The organism is Kribbella sp. CA-247076, from assembly GCF_050942445.1.
In the GTDB taxonomy this organism is placed as follows: Bacteria; Actinomycetota; Actinomycetes; order Propionibacteriales; family Kribbellaceae; genus Kribbella.
Window position 1 is genome coordinate 1,962,952 of record NZ_CP192051.1, and the last position, 19,815, is coordinate 1,982,766.

The following is a 19,815-nucleotide window of genomic DNA, read 5'->3' on the forward strand; positions in this document are numbered from 1 at the left end:
CGTGGTCCCGCGCCCGGCGCCGAACCCGAACCGAGAAAGGAAAGTCATCCATGTCCACTTCGAAGCCAACGATCGTCCTCGTGCACGGTGCGTTCGCGGACTCGTCCAGCTGGAACGGCGTGGTCGCCAAGCTCCAGCGCGACGGCTATCCCGTGGTCGCCGTACCGAACGAGCTGCGTGACCTGCAAGGCGATGCCGACTACGTGAAGTCGGTCCTCGACATCACCGACGGCCCGGTCGTCCTGGTCGGGCACTCGTACGGCGGCGCGGTGATCACCAACGCCGCGGCCGGCAACCCGAACGTCAAGGCGCTCGTGTACGTCGCCGGGTTCGCGCCGGACGCCGGCGAGAAGGTGAACGACATCCTCGACAAGTTCCCGGGCAGCACGCTCGGCGAGACGCTCGAGCAGATCCCGCTGGCCGACGGCTCGACCGCGGCACGCGTCCGGCAGGACCTGTTCCGGCAGCAGTTCGCGGCCGACGTACCCGCGGAGGAGGCTCGGCTGGCGGCGGTGGCGCAGCGGCCGGTCAACAACCGGGTCTTCGACCAGCTCACCGGTACGCCGGCCTGGCAGTCGATCCGCTCGTACTTCCTGATCCCGACCGCGGACAAGAACATCCCGCCTGTGGCGCAGGAGTTCATGGCCGAGCGGGCGCGCGGAACCGTCGTCACGGTCGACGGCGCCTCCCACGCCGTCCTCATCTCCGAGCCGACGATCACCGCCGACCTGATCGAGCAAGCGGCGGGCTGACCGCACCAACGCCGGCCAACGCCTACTTGGTTGCGGCCAGGGCCTGGACCATGAGTTCGTTGCGGGCGTCCTGTCCGTAGGGGACGGTCGTGTGGATGCCCTGGCGCAGGTACATGGTGAGCCGTGCCGGTTTGGCGGCGAGGCACTCGGCCCAGCGGACGATGCGCAGGTTGGGGTGCCGTTTCTGCGCGTCGGACAGTTGCACGTTGATCCAGGCGGTGTTGCGCTGGTCGGCGAGCTGGACGGAGACCGGCTGGTTGGTCCGGGCGACCTGGATGTTGCACCAGATCACGGCCCGGTCGGGGCCGGCGATCTTCATCGTCCGCTCGATCTGGGCGGCGAACACGGGTGGGTTGAAGATGTCGTTGGTGCCGGTGGCCATCAGGATCCGGCGCGGCAGCCCGTACTTCGTCGCCCAGCTCTGGAGCGCGTCGACGGCCGGCGCGGTCGGGCGTCCGGCCCAGTTGTGCACGGCCAAGGTGTCGCCGGTGCGGCCCAGCAGCCGGGTCGCGAGCGCCTTGCCGTCCTGTACGGCGATGCTGTCGCCGAACATGAGGACCCCGTCCTTGGCGACGACGGCCTTGACCGCCGCCTCGCTGGTGATCGCCCGGCCGAAGGTCGACCAGTCCAGCAGGGCGCCCGACCCGTACGGGTTCGCGGCGTGGGCGGTCTGGGTGGAGACCACCACGGACGTGGCAGCGGCCGCGCCGGCGAGCATGAGCTGGCGCCGGCTCGGCTTGACGGAGTTAAGGATGTGCCTCACAGGGTGTAACTGTGAGGCCTGCCCGAAGCTTTGGCAAGACCCGTCCGCAGCTTTGGAGTTCCTCCATAATGCTTTGTTTATAACGATTCTGCAGCCAGATAGGGTTGCTGTAACACCGGACGATCTCCACCCGATGTAGTTACCTTGTGTAGCCGTCACCCACTGCGGACTCGGTCAGGACCGCTTGGAGTTGTCGCCGGGAGGTGATGCCGAGCTTGGTGAAGATCTTCCGGAGATGCCAGTCGACCGTGTGGCGGCTGAGGAAGAGCTGCGCGCCGATCTCGACGTTGGTCAGGCCGGTGCGGGCGAGTTCGGCGATGTGGGCCTCCTGGCCGGTCAGGATGTCGCGGGCCGTCGCGGTGCGTTGCTCCATCGCCTCCCCGGTGGCCGCCAGCTCGTGCGCGGCCCGGTCGGCGAAGGCGTCGGCTCCGAACGTGGTGAACAGCTCGTACGCCGTCCGCAGCTGCCGGCGGGCGTCCTGACGACGACCCTTCTGCCGGAGCCATTCGCCGTACAGCAGGTGGGCCCGCGCGAGTTCCATCCGCAGGCCGGTCCGGCCGAGTCGCCGGACGGCTTCCTGGTACGCCGTTTCGGCGGCCGACGGATCGGTGACGGTCAAGGCCTTCGACCGGGCGAGCGCGCCGAGCGCCCAGTCCGTGCCGGATGCCTGCGCGATCACACTCAACCGGTCGAGGGCGTCGGCCGCCAGGTCCGGCCGGTCGCTGCGCGCTGCAGCCTCGACCAGCTCCGGGAGGGCCCAGCTGGCGATGCCGAGCTCGGGCGGGTAGGCGGTCGCCGCCCGGGCCGGCGCCAGAGCCTCGCCGTATCTCGTCAGGCTGTTCAGGAGCACGGCGTTCGCGAAGTTGGCCAGGGTCACGCCGAGACCTTCACCCCGGGCCTCGGAATCCTCCGCGCAGCTGGTGATCAGCGCGGACGTGTCCTCCGACCGGCCACGCCACGCGGCCACACAGATCTCGCCGTACGGCGCCATCGCGGCCCCGGTCGCGTCCATGATGGTCCGGGACTCGGCGCTCAGCGCCTCGGCCGCCGTGATCTCACCGGCGAACAGACTGAGGTAGACCCGGTGGTGCAGGACCCACGGAAGCTCGGTGAGCTGGCCGAGGTCACGCGCGATCTGGAGATTCCGGCGCGTGAGCACGTCCCAGTTCTCGCTGTCCCAGAGGTGCACGGTCAGCACGCCGGCATGACCCAGCCACCGCACGTCTTCGGGATCCGGAGGTCCCTGCGTGTGGACGAACGCCCGAATCGCGTCCACGGCTCGCGTCACCGCCGCCGGGAATCCGTCGGTGTAGAACGCCACCGAGCCCTCCAGCACGAGATCACGCTTGCGGCCGAGGTCCGGTCTGGGCAGGGTCCGGGCCGCACGGGACACCTCGACCAGCCCGGTGTCCCCGGCCAGCCGTCCGGCGAGCAGCGCGGCCGACATCGCGTTGAGGTAGGTGTCGCGGGCAAGGTCGGCGTCCAGCGGCTCGAACCGGTGAGCGGCCGCGACGAGCAGCGACGCCGCCTCCGCCGTACGGCCGGAGAAGAGCGCGACCTGTGCCTGGACCAGATCGATGTGCGCTTCCTTCAGCGCATCCGGCGGGCCTTCGCCGGCAGTGAGGAGCAGCCGCAGCGCGGTCGCGAAGTCGCCTGCCTCCAAGGTGGCCCGGGCGGCCGCCAAGGCCCGGATCGCGCGCTGGTCGGCGGCCGGGGTGAGCTCGGTCGCCTGTTGCAGGAACGCGGCTCCGGCCGCGACACCACCCCGGCCCTGCGCCCGTTCGGCGGACCTGACGAGTTCCTCGGCGATGTCCTCCGACGGACCGGCGGCTCCGTGTGCGCGGTGCCAGGCTCGCCGGTCCGGATCGACCGCCGGATCGGTGGCCTCAGCGAGAGCGCGGTGGACGGTCCGGCGGTCGGCCGCGGTGGCCGCGCGGTACGTCGCGGACCGCACCAGCGGATGCCGGAACCGGACCTTCGCCCCGAACTCGATCAGCCCGGCCGCCTCCGCGGCCTCGGCCGCACTCAGAGGTACGTCGAGAATCGCCAGCGCCCGCAGGAGCAGGGGCACGTCGCCGATCGGCTCGGCGGCCGCGGTCAGCAGCAGGCACTGCGTCTGCGGCGACAGCGCGCGGACGCGCCGGGCGAAGTTCTGCTCGAGCTGACTCGCCAGCGGCCGGACGTCCGGCCGCGCGAACCCACCGGCCAGTTCGGCGGCGGTCAACCCGCGCGGGAGTTCCATCAGGGCCAGCGGGTTGCCCCGCGTCTCGGCCACGATCCGGGCCTCCACATGGGCGTCGATCCGGCCCGGGATCACCGCGTCGAGCAGCGACTTCGCGGCGTCGTCCGCGAGGCCACCGACCACCAGTTCGGGCAGGCCCTGCCACTGCGGCAGGGTCACCGGATCCCGGAGGCCGAAGACCACGCCGACGCGGTCGGCGAACAGCCGCCGGCCGGCGAACGTCAGCGCCTGCGCCGAGGCCTGGTCCAGCCATTGGCCGTCGTCGACGACGCACAGCAGTGGCCGGGCCACGGACGCTTCCGTCAACAGGGTCAGCGTCGCCGCACCGACCAGGAACCGGTCCGGCGGGCCGCCCGCCCGCTGGCCCAACGCGACCTCCAGGGCCTCCCGCTGCACCGGTGAGAGCCGTCCGGCGAGATCGAGCATCGGCCCGCAGAGCTGATGCAGGCCGGCGAACGGCAGCTCCATCTCGGACTCGACCCCGGCAGCGCGGGCGACCCGGCACCCGTCGGCTCGTCCGATCAGGTGATTCAGCAGCGCCGACTTGCCGATCCCCGCCTCACCACGAACGAGCAACGCCTGTCCCTGACCGGCACGAACGTCGCCCAGCAGCCGCTCCAACCGAGCGACCTCCGTACTCCGGCCACGAAGGCCGTACGACCCGTCGACCACCGTCATGAGCCCGCCCCTTCCATCACGAGGCTAGAACCATTCACCGGCCAGAGCGACCGTCCCCGTTAAGTTGGCGGAATGACGACGTACTCGGACCTGCCGGCTGAGTTGGTGACCGAACGGCTGCGGCTGCGGCGATGGCTTCCGTCGGATGCCGAGGAGCACCGCGGGCTCTGGCTGGAAAGGGATCCGCGCGCGCTCCGGCGCATCGACGCGGACGGCCGTCCGACGGTGGAGGAGATGCGGGGTTGGCTCGTCGACAATCCGCTCGCGGCCGCGCCCGGCCTGGGGCTGCTGCCGATCGAGCGGCGAGACACCGGCGAGTTCATCGGGTACTGCGGGTTGACCGTCGGCCAGGCGTCGTTCGACGAACCGGAGCTGGCGTACGAGCTCGCCCGCCGAGCCCACGGCCACGGCTACGCCACCGAAGCTGCCCGCGCGGTGGTAGCGGCCGCTGCCGGGACCGGGCGGCGGCGCCTGTGGGCGACCGTCCGGGAGTGGAACGCGGCGTCCTTCCGCGTGCTCGAGAAACTCGGCTTCCACCGCAGCGGCCGCGTCACCGAGGACGCCGAGCGCGGCAACTCGGTCTGGATGACCCGCACCCTCGACCAGTAGCTCAGGACGCTAGCGGGAGGCGGCCCAGGTGGCCGGGACGTCCGCTCCGCCTTCCTCGGCGGTCCGCGCGCCGAAGCGTACGTACCCCGCGTGCGGCATGACCTTGCCGGCGACCAGTGCGTGGCCCTGACGGAACGCGGACGCGCGGTCCAGCAGGCCGGCCGGCACGAACGAGAAGACCGCGTGCAGGAACTCGAGATCGGCCGCCGAGTTCATCCGCATCAGCAGCAGGTTGTCGCACTGCGACACGACGTTCTCCTGGACCTTCTGCGGACGTTGCGTGGACAGCAGCAGGTAGAGACCGAACTTGCGGCCTTCGGCGGCGATCCGGGTGGCGTACTCCGCGGCCAGCGCGGTGACCGCGTCCCGGGGTGCGGCCGGGCAGACGTTGTGCGCCTCGTCGATCACCACCAGCACGGGCTCGCGGCGGGCGCGCCGGCGCCAGAGTGTCGAGAGCACCGCCTCGGCGACGACGCTCTGTTCCTCGGGCGTGCTCAGCGATCCGAGGTCGACGACCAGGCAGCGCTGGTCGCCGTTCTCCAGCTCGGCCAGCAGCGAGCCGGTCTCTTCCCGGGCCCAGATCGGCCAGTCGAGGACGCCGAGATTGGCCGCGCGCAGACCGAGCTCGCGGGCGCCCGGCTGGTCGGTGGTGAAGAAGTCCTCGAAGGTGCCGACCAGTGGCCGGCCGCGTTCGCCGGCGTCGAGCAGGGCGGACAGCGCGGCGTACTCCTCGCGGTCGGCGATCGGGTCGAGCCGCAGCAGGGCCGCCTGTCCAGCGGGATCGAGTTCGGCGAACCGCAGCATGATCCGGTCGCCCGCCGTACCGGCCCGCCGTACGGCGACGCCGCGCGCCGCCGCCGCGTACCGGTCGGCGACCGCCGGGTCGAGTCCGGCCCGGGGTTCGGCCAGCCGGACGTAGTCGGAGTTCGGGTCGAGAACGACCAGGCGCAGGTCGGTCTCGACGAGCAGCCGCTCGAGCACCAGCCCGAGGGAGTAGGTCTTGCCGGAGCCGGACTGTCCGCACAGGAACGTGTGCCGGTTGAACCCGCCCGCGTCGAGGTTCGCCGGTACGCCGGGCGCCAGCAAGTGCTCGCCGATCTCGAGGACGGCGCGCTGGGGCCGGTTCGCCGTCAGCCAGTCGGCGATCTCGTCGGACCGGGCTGGACGGACGACGGCGTCGTGGAACGGACGGGCACCGTCGTCGAGCACGATCCCGTGACCCTGCGCGGTACGGACCTGGAACGCCGCCGGGGCCGCCGGGTCGACGTCGGCCGCCTCGACCCGGGCGATCCGGACCGAGAGGACCTGTCCGAGCCGGCCCGGGCCGCCGGTCTCGAGGACCACGTGACCACCCACCTGCAGGTCGAGGTCGTGCAGCGAGGCCTGGAACTCGAAGCGGACGCCGTCGACCGAGCTGGCCAGCGGCCGCACGCCGCGTTCGATCACCCGGCGCGCGGCCTGCGGATCGGTGCCGCCGGCCTCAGGCGCGGCGACCTGGTACCGCCCGCCCCCGGCTCCCAGGCCGGAGGGGGATCCTCGGTCGGTCATGGTCAGACGAGGGGTGGGACGCGGCGCTCGGCGGCCGAGAGCTCGGCTCCCTGCACACCGGCCCACGGCGCCTCGCCCACTCCACCGAGCCGATCCCGGACGTCGGACCACCGCACCGTCAGCGCCCACAGGACGACGACGGCCAACGCGATCATCAGCAACGACCACACCGGATAGGACCGAGCCACGCCGTCTGGATCACGGCGTGGAGACAGACGACCACGATCGCCGCGATCCTGGCCCATCCTGCCGCCACCAGCAGACCACCGCCGACGAGCATCAACAGCAGCCCGGAGACCAGCAGCGTCCAGCCCCAGCCGGTGATGTCCACCACGACGAGGTTCTCCGGCGTCATCACGAGCCGCTCGTCGGCGAACAGCGCGACGAGCCCCTGGAAGACGTTGACCAGGCCGTCCACCATCAGCAGTGCGCCCGCGAACACGACGAAGCCCGCGAGCGCCTTCCCACTCTTCTCTGCAGCCATGTCCGGCAGCTCCTCTCCGTGCGGCGCCGCCGGCCCGGCGGCGGCTCGCACCTGGATGCTGTCCCGGCCGCTCGGCCGATGCCTCACCCCGCGTGGATGAGGGCGTGCCGATCGAGCACGACGCCGAGGTGCTCGATCCGCCGGGCGGCGTACTCCGACCCCGGATGCGCTTCACCGGCCTCATCCGGGGCAGGTGATTTCGGCACGCCGTTCAGGTCATGATGCCGAGGGACTCGGGTTTCCAGCCGGGGAAGACCTTGCCGAGTTGGGCGGTGCTGAGGCCGAGGCTTCGGGCGGTGACCTCGGCGAGCACGTTGCGGTAGTCGTTGGTGCCGGGTACGTCGCCTTGGTCGAGGACGGCCGGTGCGAGTCCTTCCCACCCGCCGTGGACGCCGCGCTTGACGCCGCCGCCCAGGACGAGGGCCAAGCCGCCGTGCCCGTGGTCCGCCCCGCTGTTCGCGTTCTGCTCGACCCGCCGGCCGAACTCGCTCATCGTGACCACGGTGGTCTTGTCCATGGCCGGGCCGAGGTCCTTCGCGAACGCGGCCAGCGCGTTGGCGACCTCGCCCAGGGCGCGCGTCATGTCGCCTTGGTCGACGGTGCCGATCCCGGTGTGCATGTCCCAGCCGCCGACGTCGACGGTCGCCACCCGGACCCCGGCCTTGTTCTTGATCAGCGTCGCGATGGAGGCCAGGGCCTTGCCGAAGTCGTTGTCCGGGTAGCCGCGCGTCGGGGCGGGCAGGTCCACGGCGCTCAGCTTCTCTGCCTGCGCGGAGGCCTCCAGTGCGTTCACCCCCGGCGCGGCGAGTGGGTGGTCGAGCCCGGTGTAGAGCGTGCGGAGTGCCTTCAGGGTCTGCGGTGCGACCCCGTCGATCCCTCGGACCGCGCAGTCCTTCAGTGCGGTCATCATCAGCGGGTTCGAGGCACCCAGCATCGATCGCGGGGTCTGGTGGCCGAGCCCGACACCGCGGAACGTCGTACCAGGGCCGAGTTCTTCCAGGACGCGGTCGAGCCAGCCGGTCTGGACGCTGGACGCGCTGGAGCCGCCGCGCTCGAGGCACTCCTGGGCCTGGAAGTGACTGCGGGACAGGTCCGGCGTCGACACGGCGGGTACGGCGGCGAGCCGGCCGGCGTCGATCAGCGGCTTCAGGGGCGCCAGTGAGGGATGCAGACCGAAGCCGCGGTCGAACGGCATCAGCGCCCCGGACCGGACCGCGATACCCGGCCTGGCCTTCAACAGGTTCGGATCCTCGGTCGGTACCAGTACCGACAGGCCGTCCAGTCCGCCACGCAGGAAGACGACCAGCAGCGTCCCGTCGGGCGCCGCGCTGTCGGCGGCCAGCGACACCCGGGCCGTGATCAGCTGCCCGGCCAGGGCGGCGACTCCCAGTCCGAGTCCACCGGCGAGGACCCGGCGGCGGGTGAACCCCGAGCTCCAGCGAACTGCCCGGTCGGTCGCGTCGGCCGTGACCGCGGCCGCGTGCGCCCGGATCGCGGCGTCGGCGTACGTCGGACCGAGTCGGCGCCAGTCGGGACAGTCAGGGTGCAGAGTCGACAACGTGTCGGTCAGGGCGGCGTCGTCGACGGGTGGGCGAGCTGACGGCGTCTCAGGGTGGTCAGGGGTGTTGGTGCTCACGATGACGTACTCCAGCGAGTGGGCGGGACGAGGTTGGCGAAGGGGCCGGTCATGCCCGGGAGCCAGCAGTGTGAGAGTCGGGCATGACCGGCAGCGTTTGGGCTCAGCGCACCAGGAAGGCGGGCGAGTCGAGGACGAGCGCGACGACGTGGCCGGCCTGCCACTGCATCTTGCCGACGTCGACCCGCCGGGTGAGGTCGGCCTGGACGAAGGCCTCCAGGCCGTCGAGATGGCGGCTGTCGAACCGCTGGCCGATCAGGCGCCGCCCGAGCCGGTCGAACCAGGCCCGGTAGGTCTCGGCGGGCCGCGGCTGCAGGTCCGCCGGCAGCTTGTCGTGCTTCAGTCCCTTCCACCAGCCGTGGCTGAGAGCCCGGTGCACGGACCACCGTTGCAGCATCTGTCCGGCCGACAGCCAGGCCGCGGTCACGTCGGGGTACCCGTTCGGCGGGGCCCAGGCCAGCGGCGCGTGGCCGAGCCCGTTGAGCTGCCAGTACAGGTTCTGCAGGCCTTCCTTGCTGTCGCCGGTGAAGGGAAGGTCGAGGACCCGGGCGGTGCCGACTACGTCCTCGAGCGGTCGCTTGGTCCGCAGGCCGAACGAGTCCCAGAACTCCTGGCTGCGGAACAGGGCGACGAGCACCGGCAGGATCGCGGTCTTGTTGGCCAGGTACACCTTGGCCAAGCCGGCGACCAGTGCCTTCGACGGAGTGTCGCTGACGAACCGGACCGCGAGCTTCCGGGCGATGGTGGCGGCGGTCGCGGGGTGGTTGGCCAGGTAGGTCAGGTACCGATCGCCGAGTGACAGTCCGCCGGAGCCGCTGCCGTTCGCGGCCGAGAAGTCCAGCACCTTGACTCGCCCGGGGCGGTGGCGATCAGCGGCGTACTCGAACTTCCCGGCCTCGTCGGCACCCCGGCCGCTCAGGATGTACGCGCTGGCACGGACGTCGTTCTCGGTGTAGCCGGACGCGACGCCGACCGTGTGCAGCTCGAGCAGCTCGCGGCCGAGGTTCTCGTTGACGCTCTCGCGGGTCGACTGGTCGTTGTCGAGGAACCGCAGCATCGCCGGGTGGCGCATCGCGGCCTTCAGCATGTCCGAGAACCCGCCGAACGCGTGCTTGCGGATCACCGCGGTGGCGTACTGCGGTGCCGTGTCCCACCCGCGGTCCGATGGCGTGGGGACGTGCAGGTGGTTGGAGAACACGTCGACGACGACCTCGAACAACTGCCGGCGTCCGTAGATCTGCCGGCCGAGCGTGGCGAACCCGGTCTCGAACATCGCGTCCCAGGAGTACTTCTTGACCGCGCCGTGGATCGTCGAGGGCGCGGCGCCGGCCAGGGGGAAGGCGGCCCACGCCTGGTTGCCGGACGGGTCGGTCATCGTCGGCGACAACTGCTGGGTGAGCCAGCGGTCGATGCCGAGCCGGTCGAGGTCCTCGACGTCGCCCGGCCGGGGACCGAACGTCACGCGGTTGAGCAGGTGCCGCTTGGCCTGGGCGGTCGTCAAGCGGCCGGCCTTCGGGACCAGGATGCCAGCTGTTGTCCGGCCGGCCTTGGCCGCGGCCGCGAAGCTGGGGTACGTGCCCTGCGTGCTTGCCTTGCGCGGCTTGTCGGTCGCCGTGTAGCTCGCATCGCGATCCGTCTTGGACGTCACCGTCGCCGGCTGGCGTACGGCGCTGATCCGTTGGCCGGCCGGCTTCGGGCGCGGCGCCGGCTTGGCCGCCGTCCCACCGTTGATCGGGCTGGACGGCATCGCGTCGGCGGCCAACTGTGGACGCTTGAGCACGTCCACGACCAGGCCGCCCGCGGCGACGGTCGAAGCTGCGGTCAGGCCGAGCACCATCCGCCGGCTCGACTGCGTCGACGGCCCACGCGACCGCCCTCGATGCCGGGCGGACGATGCCGCTGCATCGGTCGGCGGCGACACGTGCGTCGGCGGTGAAGTGTCGGTTGGCGGCGACGCGTGCGTCGGCGGCGAAGTATGGGTTGGCGGCGACGGGTGGGTCGGCGGAGGCGTTGGTGGGTTGGCGTTCTGGTCCTCTGACTCCACGGATGTTCTCCCGAGCGTGGCGTGCGCCCCGGTCCCCGTGACCTGCTCACCGAGTCGAAATCCTGACCCCGGCGACTATGCCGCATCGCCCCCGAACCGTTACCCCTCCGAGACTCCTTCTTTACACAAACCAGAGCCTCTTCACTTCGCGGGACGCCGGTCAGTCGACGACCGCGCCGCCGGTGAGGTTGATCTCGGTGGCGGTCATGGTGGCGGCCCAGTCGGAAGCGGCGTACACCGCCGCGTTCGCGACCTGCTCGTAACTGGGTCGTCGCGGCAGCAACAACCGGTCGGCCTCGGGGTCGGCCTCACCAGGGTCGGGGGAGCCGGGTGACAACAACCACGCGACGCGGATGCCGCGCGGCCCGAGCTCGGCGGCCAGCTGCCGGCACAGACCGGCGAGCGCCGCCCAGGCCACATGCGAACCGCCGAGGTCCGGGATCGCTTCGCGTCCACCACCCATGGCGAGGATGACGCCACCACCGTCCATGTGGCGGGCAGCAGCCGTGGCGACCGTCAAGGTCGAGGTGACCGCCTTCGCCACCGGCTGCATCACGTCCTCGACCCGCATATCGAGCAGCGGCGTACCTTGAACGTCGTCGTTGCCGGTGGCGTTGAAGCAGATGTCGATCCCGCCACCCTGCGCGGCGACCTCGCCCGCATGCCGCTCGACGGCCTCACGATCCACGACATCCAGCACGGCGACTCGTGCCTTCCCACCCTGCTCGCGAATGCCGTCGGCAACCTCCTCGAGCGAACTCGAGGTCCGCCCGGTGAGATGGACCTCAGCCCCCTCCCGCGCAAAGGCCCGGGCGACCGCAGAGCCAACAGCCCCAGCCGCCCCATGAACAATCGCAGTCCGCTCCCTCAGCAGCACATCCACCACCCTTTCGTCTCTCACCTCCCGTACCCATCCTCAGAGGAGCCAGCCTCTCGACCCGACCGGTCGTATGGAGTGCCGGCGCGGGTTTCGAGGAGGCGGTAGCCGCATGATCGGGCGATCGACATGGCTTGCTCGGCGGCGTCGGTGGCGGCCACCTCGTCACCTGCGCGGTGACGCGCCTGAGCCAACGCGATCAGGGCTTCGGCTTCGACGTACGGGTAGGTTCCGCGCGCGATCGAGAGGCTGGTCTCGATCCACTCGAGGGCGGCCGGAGTGTCGCCGAGTGTCAGCTGGGCCTGGGCGAGGGTGGAGGCGGTCTGGGCTTGGGCTTTCCGGTCGCGGACGGCGATCGCGAGGTGGTGTGCTCGCAGCGCCGCCTGCACCGCGGCCGCTCCGTCCCCACGCTGGCTGTACAGCCGTGCCCACTCATCCAGCGTGGACGCCTCACCGCGGAGGTGCGAATGGCGCTGGTAGGCCTCCAGTACGTCGCCGAGCAGGCCGGCCGCCTGATCGGTCGCGCCCATCTGCCGCAAGGCGCTCGCGAGGTTCCCACGGTTGGCGAGCGCCGAGATCTCCCGGCCGGTGTCGTTGATCTCGAGCGCGGACGTGAACAGCGCGGCGGCCTCCGGTAGTTCGCCTTGGTACAGCCGCGTCATCCCGAGGCCGTTCAGCGCGATTGCCCGAACATGGCCGTCACGGTCGTCGTCGGTCAGCTCCAGGGCACGGCGCATCCACAGGTCGGCGTCGTCGAGTCGTCCTCGCTCCTGCTGAAGCCACCCGATCTGGTGGGCCAGATAGGCAGCGGCCGTCGACCAGCCGACAGCCACCGCGAGAGCATGACCCGCCAGACAGTCGGACAGCGCATCCTCGTCCCGTCCGACCGCTCCGAAAGCCTGGCCCCGGTTGATCAGCATCGCGACCTGCGCGGCGTCGTTGCCGTCCGCAACGGCAGCGGCCAGCCCGGCCTGTGCAGCGGGTAGCCAGCCGTCGGCATCCCGGCGAATCAAGAAGTATCCGCGCAACTGGTCGACGATCCGCCAAGAAAGCGACCGGTCTGCCTCTTTCACCACAGCCAGCAGCGCCGGAAGCTCGTCGTCGAGCCAGTCGAGCGCCTGCTTGTCCGAGCTGAAGAAGTCGGCCCGTTTGTGCTGGGTGCTGAGCCGGAGAAGTTGCGGATAGACCCGTTCGACTGCGGCCGATACCGCCTCGCCGTACCAGGAGTAGAGCCGGGCCCGTACGGTCTCCCGCTCGCTGTCGTCGGCGAGTAGCTGACGGGAGTACAGGCCGAGCAGGTCGTGGAACCGGAAGCGGTTGCTCGTGTGCTGAAGGAGCATATTCGCGTCGAGGAGGGCTTCCAGGATCCGGTCGGCAGCGGCCGTCGACGTCCCGAGCAGAACACCGGTGCTGTCGGCACTGAAGTCATCGCCGGGATGCAGGCTGCACAGGCGGAAGGCGCGCTGGGCATCGGCGCTGAGGTCGGAGTAGCTGAGCTGGAAGCTGTTGAGCACGCTGGACTCGCCGAGGCTGAGCTCGGTGAGCCGCCGGTTGCGGTCGTCCAGGCGGCGGGCCAGATCGGCGACCGTCCACTCCTGCCGGGTGGCGAGCCGCGCGCCGGCGATCCGCAGGGCGAGGGGAAGCCGGGCACACGCCTCCGCAAGCGCACTCGCGTCCGCACCGTCGGCGTCGAGCTGCTGCGTTCTGGCGCTGGAGGCGATCAGCAGGACCGCGTCCTCGCGTGGCAGCGGGCCGAGGTCCACGACACCGGCCGCGGCCAGGTCCGGCAGCCTGCGTCGGCTGGTGACGATCACGTCGCTGCGCCCGGCACCCGGCAGCAGTGGTTGAATCTGGGCCGCGTCGCGGGCGTTGTCGAGCAGTATCAGCATCCGTCGGTCGGCGAGCTCACTCCGGAGCAGCGCGGACGCCTCGGCTTCGTCGGTGCCGATCCGCCGGCCGGGTACGCCGAGCGCGCGGAGAAACCGGCCGAGCACCTGGATCGGCTCAGGCGTCGCCACGTCGCTGCCGCGCAGGTCGGCGTACAGCTGTCCGTCCGGGTACTTCGCGCGCAGGCGATGTGCCGCGGTCAGGGCCACGGCGGTCTTGCCGACGCCCGCGATGCCGTTGATCAGCACGACGCGCGACGACGGCGCTTGTTCCGGTTCAGCCGGCCCGGACCCGTCGAGCGCCCGGCAGATCAGCTCCAGCTCGTCCGCGCGTCCGACGAAGTCCGGCGGTGCGGACGGAGCCTGCTGGATCACCGCTCGCTCCGGCGTCCGCGGAGCCCCGGCCTTCTGCCGGAGCACTTCTAGATGAACCGCGCGCAGCCGCCGGCCCGGATCGATGCCGAGGTGCTCGGCGAGCGCGGACCGAATCCGGTCGTACGTCGCGAGCGCCTCGGCTTGCCGGTCCGCCGCGGCCAGGGTCTGGATCAGCTCGGCGTGCAGGGGCTCGTCCAGTTCGTTCCGCCGGGCGAGGTCTCGCAGTGGTTCGAGGGCCTGTTCCGGCTCGCCGACCTCTCGCGCGAGCTGCGCGAGTGTTGTGACGGTGGCGGCGTACTCGTTGGCGATCGCGATGGTGGCCGGAGCCTCGGCGAGCGCCTCCACATCGGTATCACCTCGCCACAGCGCAACGGCGTCGGACAGCTTCGCCAACGCGATCTCCGGCTCGGCGTGCGCTGCCTCGGCCGTGAGCTCGCGGAACCTCAGCAGGTCGAGGCCGGCGGCGAGGCTGTATCCGTTGGGTCCGGCAACGATGACGGGGTCGGCCTGGCGACCGGGTTCCAGCAGTCGGCGGAGCCTGGCGACGCGCGTGTGCAGCAGGTTCGCCGCGTTCCGCGGTGCGCCGTGCGGCCAGAGCAGTTCGATGAGCTCGTCCTGACCGACCGTCGCGCCGGCGGCGAGGGCCAGTCGCGTCAGCAGAAGACGCTGCGGACCGGAGTTGACCGGCACCAGGACATTGCCGTGCCACACCTCGGTCGGACCGAGGACGTCGATGCGAAGGGCTCCGGCGGTGGGAGAGGTCGTTGCCGCGACGGATCGAGGCGTCGTCGCCGCGGCGTGGAGTGTCTGTGCATCCTGACCGCTCAGGCTCAGGGCGCCGGCGATGGCCTCGATCGAGTCCCGCTTCGGCGTTCGGGTCCTGCCCTGTTCCAGATCCCGGATCGCCCCTGCGCTGAGACCGGCCCGAGCCGCCAGCTCCCGTTGGGTCACCCCGGCGTCCTGTCGCAGCGTCCGCAGCAACTCACCGAACTCGCCGAGCGTCCGGGCAGGCCCGACGCCGGGCGCATCCTGCTGCGGCCGTCCGGACACGACGAGAAGCTTACGTACTCCGAGGGTGACAGCCCGGTACGGGCGGCGTACGGGCAGTGGCGCGTCGCCGGCGCGTTGTACAGTCCAAGCCCCCTAGCGAATGTCGGAGAAGTGAATCGACACGTGGATCTGAAGAGCGTCCTCGGGCCGGAGGTCGCAGGACGAATCGAGCCGTTCGGGAACGGGCGTCGGTACGTGCGCGCCGGCGAGTGGGCCCGGGCCATGGCCTGGCTCGTGGACTTCGTGGTGGTCGCACTCGGCGCGGCGGTCGGGCTGGTCGTCCTGGCTCTGGTCGACCGTACGGCGAATTTCGGCAACGGCACGCTGACCCTGGCCCTGCTCGGGCTGCTGATCGGGAGTCCGCTGGTGTACGGGATCTTCTACGGCAACGGCCGGGCCCTGGGCGGTCTGCTGACCGGCACACAACTCGTCCGGCTCCGCGACGGTGGCCGGCTGGGCTTACGGGCGCCCTGGGCGATGCTGGTCCGCACCCTGCTCCTGCCGTTCTTGCTCGCCGGGTTCTTGGTGGGCTCGTTCTCCGGGGGCGGATCACCGCCCGGCTCGTTCGTCCGAGTCAGCCTGGACGTCGACGCCACCCGACGCCTCTGGGCAGCGGAAGCACCCGCTTGACCTCCGGCGTGAACGTCGGGTGGTCGTGTGGGCAATCAGGGGTATGACCTTGACCGATACGACCGGGTCCACGGCCCGCGACCGGCCCCCACCTGACCCGTTGCCCGAACCGTTGCCCGGATCAACAGCAGACCGGCCGGACCTGGACGGACCAGGGATGGCTGCCGAGTTCGCGCGGCTGTTCGACCAGTACGCCGTACCGCTGCACCGCTATCTGGCTCGCAGGGTCGGCGCGGAGCAGGCGCATGATCTGGTCAGCGAGACGTTCCTGACCGCCTTTCGGCAACGGGCGAGTTACGACCCGGCGACGGCGGGCGCGAAGGCCTGGCTGTACGGGATCGCGACCAACCTCGCCAGGCGGCATGTGCGGCAGGAGGTTCGCGGGCTGCGGGCCACCGCACGGGCGGGCCGCCGCGAGCCGGACGAGTCGGCCGCGCACGACGGCCGGGTCGCGGAGCGGGTGGACGCCCAGACGGTTGCCCGGCGGATCGCTCCCGCGATCGCGGACCTGTCCGAGGGCGATCGCGACGTACTGCTGCTCACGTCCTGGGCGGGACTGTCCACGGTCGAGGTGGCGGACGCGCTCGGGATTCCCGTCGGGACCGTCCGCTCCCGCCTGCACCGTGTCCGCCGCCGGCTCCGTACCCTGACCACCTCCGAGGAGGCGCACCACCATGACTGACCTTCGACCCATCGACGACCTGGACCGTGCGCTGTCCGCGCTGCATGCCGAGGTCGAGACCGATCCGGAGCGCATCGAACAGACCAGGAAGCTGTTTCTCGAGATCGTGGACCAGCCGGTGGTCGAGAAGCGTTCCCGACGACGCCGGTGGCTGATCGCGGCCGCGGCGGCGCTGGCCCTGGTGGCCGGTGGATCGCTGTACACGACCACGCTGACCGGCGGCTCGGCGGAGGCCGCGGTTGAGCTGGACGGTGCCGCGCAGCGGATCTCGGCGGCTTCCGATCCGGTCGTTGCGCCGGGCAAGTACCGTTACCTGGTCTGGCACGACTGGCACCAGAACTTCGCCGAGACTCCCGGCGGCGGGCTGACGTACCTGGACGAGTCGGTGCGCGAGGTGTGGATCCCGGCCGACATCCGCGGAACGTGGTACCAGCGGGACACCCTGACCGGGCGTCACCAGTGGATCAAGGGCTCCGACGAGGAAGCCCGCGAGCACGGCATCACCTTCGACCGGTCGAGCACGAGGTCGTCGGCGCGGTGTGGCGCGTTCTACGGTGGCGGACCGTGCGCGGGCAACGGCGACTGGCAGGACCCGTCACTCGACTGGATCGCTGGCCTGCCCAAGGACCCGAAGGCCTTGTACGAGCGGCTGAAGAAGGCCGGCACGATCGAGGGCAACGACCGCGGGGAGACGCAGTTGCTCGTCGTGGCCCAGGACGCGTTGCGCACCGGGATGCTGCCGGCCGCCACGCGGGCAAGCCTCTACCGAGCCCTCGGTCACCTGAAGGACCTGAAGATCACCGACAAGGCCGCCAACCTCGACGGCCAGATCGGCATCGCCTACAGCAGTGACGACGGGTCGATCCGCGAGGAGATCGTCATCGACCCGAAGACCGGCGCCTACATCGGCTCACGCGAGGTCGCCACCTCCGGCCCGAACCGAGGCCGGGTCCTCTCCTACACCTCGTTCACCACCTCCACCGCCCCCGCCCCCTGGAAAACCCCCCGCTGACCACCCCGTCGGGCCTGGCAACCACCAGGCCCGACGGGCGCCGGCACGGAATGTCAGCGGCAGGTGGACGACGCGGAGGGAAGGCGTCGCTCGACGGGTTGGGCGGCCCTGAGCTGAGCGATCAGCTGAGTGGCGCCCTGGCCGGCCAGTGCGTCTTCCAACCCGTTGTCGGCGGCCTCGGAGCGGACCTGGTCGACGGTCTGCAGCTGGCCTTCGTTCTCACCTTGCCCGATCACGCCACCGTCGAACGGCAGTTCGGAGCCTGAGCCGAGGCCCATCCATCGACCAGGTACGGCGGTGTCGCCGGTGGCGCACTGTGGTGCCTGCCAAGCGATGGCGAGCACGTACTGGTGTCCGGTCTCGATCCGGGGGCGATCGTGCAGGGCCAGGGCGGTCCGGGTTTCCGGCTTGCCGTCGGCGAACACCCAGCCGGTGGCGTTGTACTCCCAGCTCCGAGGGGCCGGCTGAGCGGCGTCCTTGCGTGACCACAGGACTTTCTGGACCTCGAGGTCGACCTTGCGGCCGATCAGGCCCTCGCCCCGCTCGATCTCCGTACGTGTCGGGGGAAGAGCGGTCTCGCTGGTGGCGTTGACGACTACGACGTGGTCGGCGTACGTGACCCAGTCGGTCGCGCTGCCGCTGGGCAGGCGGTCATCGCCGTCGGCGAGCACGACCGCCCGCTGGGCGGCGGCGGGAGCGTCGGTCGATCCGGCAGCGGCCAGGCTGATGCCGGCCACTGTGGTGGCAGCGATCCCGAGACCGGCTGCGACAGAAGTGAAGCGTCTCACGGCGGGCCTCCTAGTACGTGGCGTTGATGTTTTCGCGGTTGTTGGCGCCGAGGTCGGGGTGACCGTCGGACGGTGTCAGCATGCAGCCGAGCCGGGTGTCGTTGTGCTTGTCGAGCTGTGGGCTCGCGTTGTCCCCGTGCTGCAGCCCGACCGCGTGGCCGGTTTCGTGGCAGACGCGGGCATAGGTGTAGTAGCCGTTGCCGCGAATGCGGATGTACTGCTGGTCGCAGTCGCGACCGTCTCCACCGGCGGCATTGCACCAGGTCATGCCGGCGGCGGAGTCGGACAGGCCGGTGGAGCCGTCCTGGTAGATGATGTCGGTCTCGCCGCTGCCCTCGAAGACCGGCGAGGAGTCGTAGTGGAACGCCAGGTCGGTCGAGCGGTACTCGCCGTCGATCGCGTTGTTGACCGTCGACCGGTCGACGGACTCCAACTCGTACTCACCGCTGCTGTCCATGTAGAAGTAGACGGCTTTGTCATCGGTCTGACAGGGGTAGCCGTTGCCCATGCCCGTGAAGCACGTCGATCCGGTGTGACTGGTCGGGAACATGTTGTCGGTGGCGGCGGCCCAGGCCACTCCCGCCGCGATCACCACGGGCGACAGGCCCAGGGCGATGATCATCGGTAAACGCCGTCGAGCAGGACGGCGACGCACAAATGCCACGCTTCTCCTTCGGTTGACTTCGGACGTTCGGTGGCTGGGTGAGGCAGTGCCCCGCCCAGCCGTCCGTCGTTTTAATCAGCCCGGAGCGCCATGCGCAAGTTATTTACTGGAGAGAGCGTTGCTTGGTTAATTGTTAACCACGGGATAGGGGGCTGAGGCGGGTTCTTGTTCGCCGGTGCCGTGGGGGCGGAGGCCGGAGACGGTGGAGGCTGTTCGGTAGCGGCGAGGGGTCGCGTGGTAGCGGTCGTTGAAGAGGCGGTAGAAGTGGCTGAGTGAGGGGAAGCCGCAGTCGGCCGCCACGGACGCGATCGGCCGGTCCGTCATTCTCAGCAGCGCGGCCGCCCGGCTCAGCCGGACCTGGTTGATCAGCTCGGTCGCGGTCCGGCCGGTTCCGGCCTGGACGACCCGGTTGACGTGCTCGCGGCTGCGGCCGGCGAGCCGCGCCAGCCCGGCCGCGCCGTCGGCGAGCGCCGCCGGGTCGTCGGACAACCGGGTGATTGCCTCGGTCAACCACGTGGGCAGGTCGTTCCCCGCCGGCCGCGCGACCAGGTCGCACAGCAGCTCGAGCAGGAACCGCTCGAGTTGCAGCCGGCCATTGGGGCCGGAGGCAAGGACCGAGGTCAGCTCGGTCAACCGCTGCAGGCGCACCCCGTCGAGCCGGTGGGTGACCGGCGGACCGCCGGCGGACCAGGGCCAGTCGTCGTCGGCGAAGTACCGCGCCTGCAGGGCCGTCAGGGTCTCGTTCGGAAACGAGATGCTGACCTGCGCGAACGACCGGCCAGGGACCGGCCGGAACAGGTGGACGTGATCCGGCCGGATGAAGACCAGGTCGCCGGTTTCGAGCAGCCGCCGGCTGCCCTCCACGACGTGCAGCAGGGCGCCGTACTCGATCCAGGTCAGCTCGGCGAAGTCGTCGTGCGTGTGCAGCCGGCCGCGGAACCTGACCGTCTCGGTCCGCCGCCCGACGTAGAAGGTCTCCCCGGGCGCGACGTAGTCCTCGAGCCGGAGCAGCGTCACATCCATGTCACTGGAGGGCAACTTTCAGTCCTTCGAGAGGAAGAAACGTCACATTCGAGCATATAGCGTCGATCACTG

The 19,815-nt window shown here is 70.7% G+C and carries 17 protein-coding genes; 5 read left to right on the top strand and 12 right to left on the bottom strand.

Features of this window, described 5'->3' with window-relative positions; translation table 11 throughout:
• The first annotated feature begins 50 nt into the window (after positions 1-50).
• The gene (locus ACQPYZ_RS09510) at positions 51-752 is read left to right on the top strand and encodes an alpha/beta fold hydrolase (protein WP_433167075.1); all 702 of its coding nucleotides are present in this window, start codon (positions 51-53) and stop codon (positions 750-752) included.
• Between the two features lie 22 nt (positions 753-774).
• On the opposite strand, the gene ACQPYZ_RS09515 is transcribed toward ACQPYZ_RS09510, so the two are convergent.
• Both ACQPYZ_RS09515 and ACQPYZ_RS09520 read right to left on the bottom strand, forming a co-directional pair.
• A complete protein-coding gene (locus ACQPYZ_RS09515) occupies positions 775-1,515 on the bottom strand; it encodes a hypothetical protein (protein ID WP_433167076.1) in 741 nt (246 codons plus the stop codon).
• Positions 1,516-1,654: 139 nt separating this feature from the next.
• Positions 1,655-4,435 (bottom strand): helix-turn-helix transcriptional regulator, encoded by a 2,781-nt coding sequence (locus ACQPYZ_RS09520; protein ID WP_433167077.1) that lies wholly within the window; start codon positions 4,433-4,435, stop codon positions 1,655-1,657.
• A 72-nt stretch (positions 4,436-4,507) separates the two neighbouring features.
• Between ACQPYZ_RS09520 and ACQPYZ_RS09525 the strand changes: the two genes are divergently transcribed.
• Entirely contained in the window at positions 4,508-5,044 is a 537-nt protein-coding gene (locus tag ACQPYZ_RS09525; RefSeq protein ID WP_433167078.1) for a GNAT family N-acetyltransferase, read from the top strand.
• A gap of 9 nt (positions 5,045-5,053) precedes the next feature.
• Here the strand turns inward: ACQPYZ_RS09525 and ACQPYZ_RS09530 are convergent, their stop codons facing one another.
• The 7 genes from ACQPYZ_RS09530 to ACQPYZ_RS09560 all read right to left on the bottom strand — a co-directional run bounded on the left by ACQPYZ_RS09530 (position 5,054) and on the right by ACQPYZ_RS09560 (position 14,944).
• Entirely contained in the window at positions 5,054-6,592 is a 1,539-nt protein-coding gene (locus tag ACQPYZ_RS09530) for an ATP-binding protein (RefSeq protein ID WP_433167079.1), read from the bottom strand.
• Between the two features lie 2 nt (positions 6,593-6,594).
• On the bottom strand, positions 6,595-6,747 hold the full coding sequence (locus tag ACQPYZ_RS09535; RefSeq protein WP_433167080.1) for a hypothetical protein: 153 nt from the start codon (positions 6,745-6,747) through the stop codon (positions 6,595-6,597).
• Positions 6,747-7,076, bottom strand: coding sequence for a DUF7144 family membrane protein (locus ACQPYZ_RS09540; RefSeq protein WP_433167081.1), 330 nt, complete (start codon positions 7,074-7,076; stop codon positions 6,747-6,749). Before ACQPYZ_RS09540 ends, ACQPYZ_RS09535 begins: the two co-directional genes overlap by 1 nt.
• A gap of 211 nt (positions 7,077-7,287) precedes the next feature.
• Entirely contained in the window at positions 7,288-8,712 is a 1,425-nt protein-coding gene (locus ACQPYZ_RS09545; protein ID WP_433167082.1) for a DUF1501 domain-containing protein, read from the bottom strand.
• A 103-nt stretch (positions 8,713-8,815) separates the two neighbouring features.
• Positions 8,816-10,549 (bottom strand): DUF1800 domain-containing protein, encoded by a 1,734-nt coding sequence (locus ACQPYZ_RS09550; RefSeq protein ID WP_433167083.1) that lies wholly within the window; start codon positions 10,547-10,549, stop codon positions 8,816-8,818.
• Between the two features lie 367 nt (positions 10,550-10,916).
• Positions 10,917-11,657, bottom strand: coding sequence for an SDR family NAD(P)-dependent oxidoreductase (locus ACQPYZ_RS09555; protein WP_433167084.1), 741 nt, complete (start codon positions 11,655-11,657; stop codon positions 10,917-10,919).
• Positions 11,654-14,944, bottom strand: coding sequence for a BTAD domain-containing putative transcriptional regulator (locus ACQPYZ_RS09560; RefSeq protein ID WP_433167085.1), 3,291 nt, complete (start codon positions 14,942-14,944; stop codon positions 11,654-11,656). The genes ACQPYZ_RS09555 and ACQPYZ_RS09560 overlap by 4 nt, the downstream gene beginning before the upstream one ends.
• Before the next feature lie 123 nt (positions 14,945-15,067).
• On the opposite strand from ACQPYZ_RS09560, the gene ACQPYZ_RS09565 reads away from it, so the two are divergent.
• The 3 genes from ACQPYZ_RS09565 to ACQPYZ_RS09575 are packed head-to-tail and all read left to right on the top strand — an operon-like array spanning position 15,068 to position 17,268.
• Entirely contained in the window at positions 15,068-15,574 is a 507-nt protein-coding gene (locus ACQPYZ_RS09565; RefSeq protein ID WP_433167086.1) for an RDD family protein, read from the top strand.
• A gap of 43 nt (positions 15,575-15,617) precedes the next feature.
• Positions 15,618-16,256, top strand: a complete 639-nt coding sequence (locus ACQPYZ_RS09570) for an RNA polymerase sigma factor (protein WP_433167087.1) — start codon at positions 15,618-15,620, stop codon at positions 16,254-16,256.
• Entirely contained in the window at positions 16,249-17,268 is a 1,020-nt protein-coding gene (locus ACQPYZ_RS09575; protein WP_433167088.1) for a CU044_5270 family protein, read from the top strand. The genes ACQPYZ_RS09570 and ACQPYZ_RS09575 overlap by 8 nt, the downstream gene beginning before the upstream one ends.
• 53 nt (positions 17,269-17,321) lie before the next feature.
• Here the strand turns inward: ACQPYZ_RS09575 and ACQPYZ_RS09580 are convergent, their stop codons facing one another.
• From ACQPYZ_RS09580 to ACQPYZ_RS09590, 3 genes are all read right to left on the bottom strand, one after another.
• Positions 17,322-18,056: a hypothetical protein gene (locus ACQPYZ_RS09580; RefSeq protein ID WP_433167089.1), complete on the bottom strand. Its 735-nt coding sequence runs from the start codon at positions 18,054-18,056 to the stop codon at positions 17,322-17,324.
• 10 nt (positions 18,057-18,066) lie between these two features.
• Positions 18,067-18,678: a hypothetical protein gene (locus tag ACQPYZ_RS09585; RefSeq protein WP_433167090.1), complete on the bottom strand. Its 612-nt coding sequence runs from the start codon at positions 18,676-18,678 to the stop codon at positions 18,067-18,069.
• Between the two features lie 168 nt (positions 18,679-18,846).
• Positions 18,847-19,743: an AraC family transcriptional regulator gene (locus ACQPYZ_RS09590; RefSeq protein WP_433167091.1), complete on the bottom strand. Its 897-nt coding sequence runs from the start codon at positions 19,741-19,743 to the stop codon at positions 18,847-18,849.
• Between the last annotated feature and the right edge of the window lie 72 nt (positions 19,744-19,815).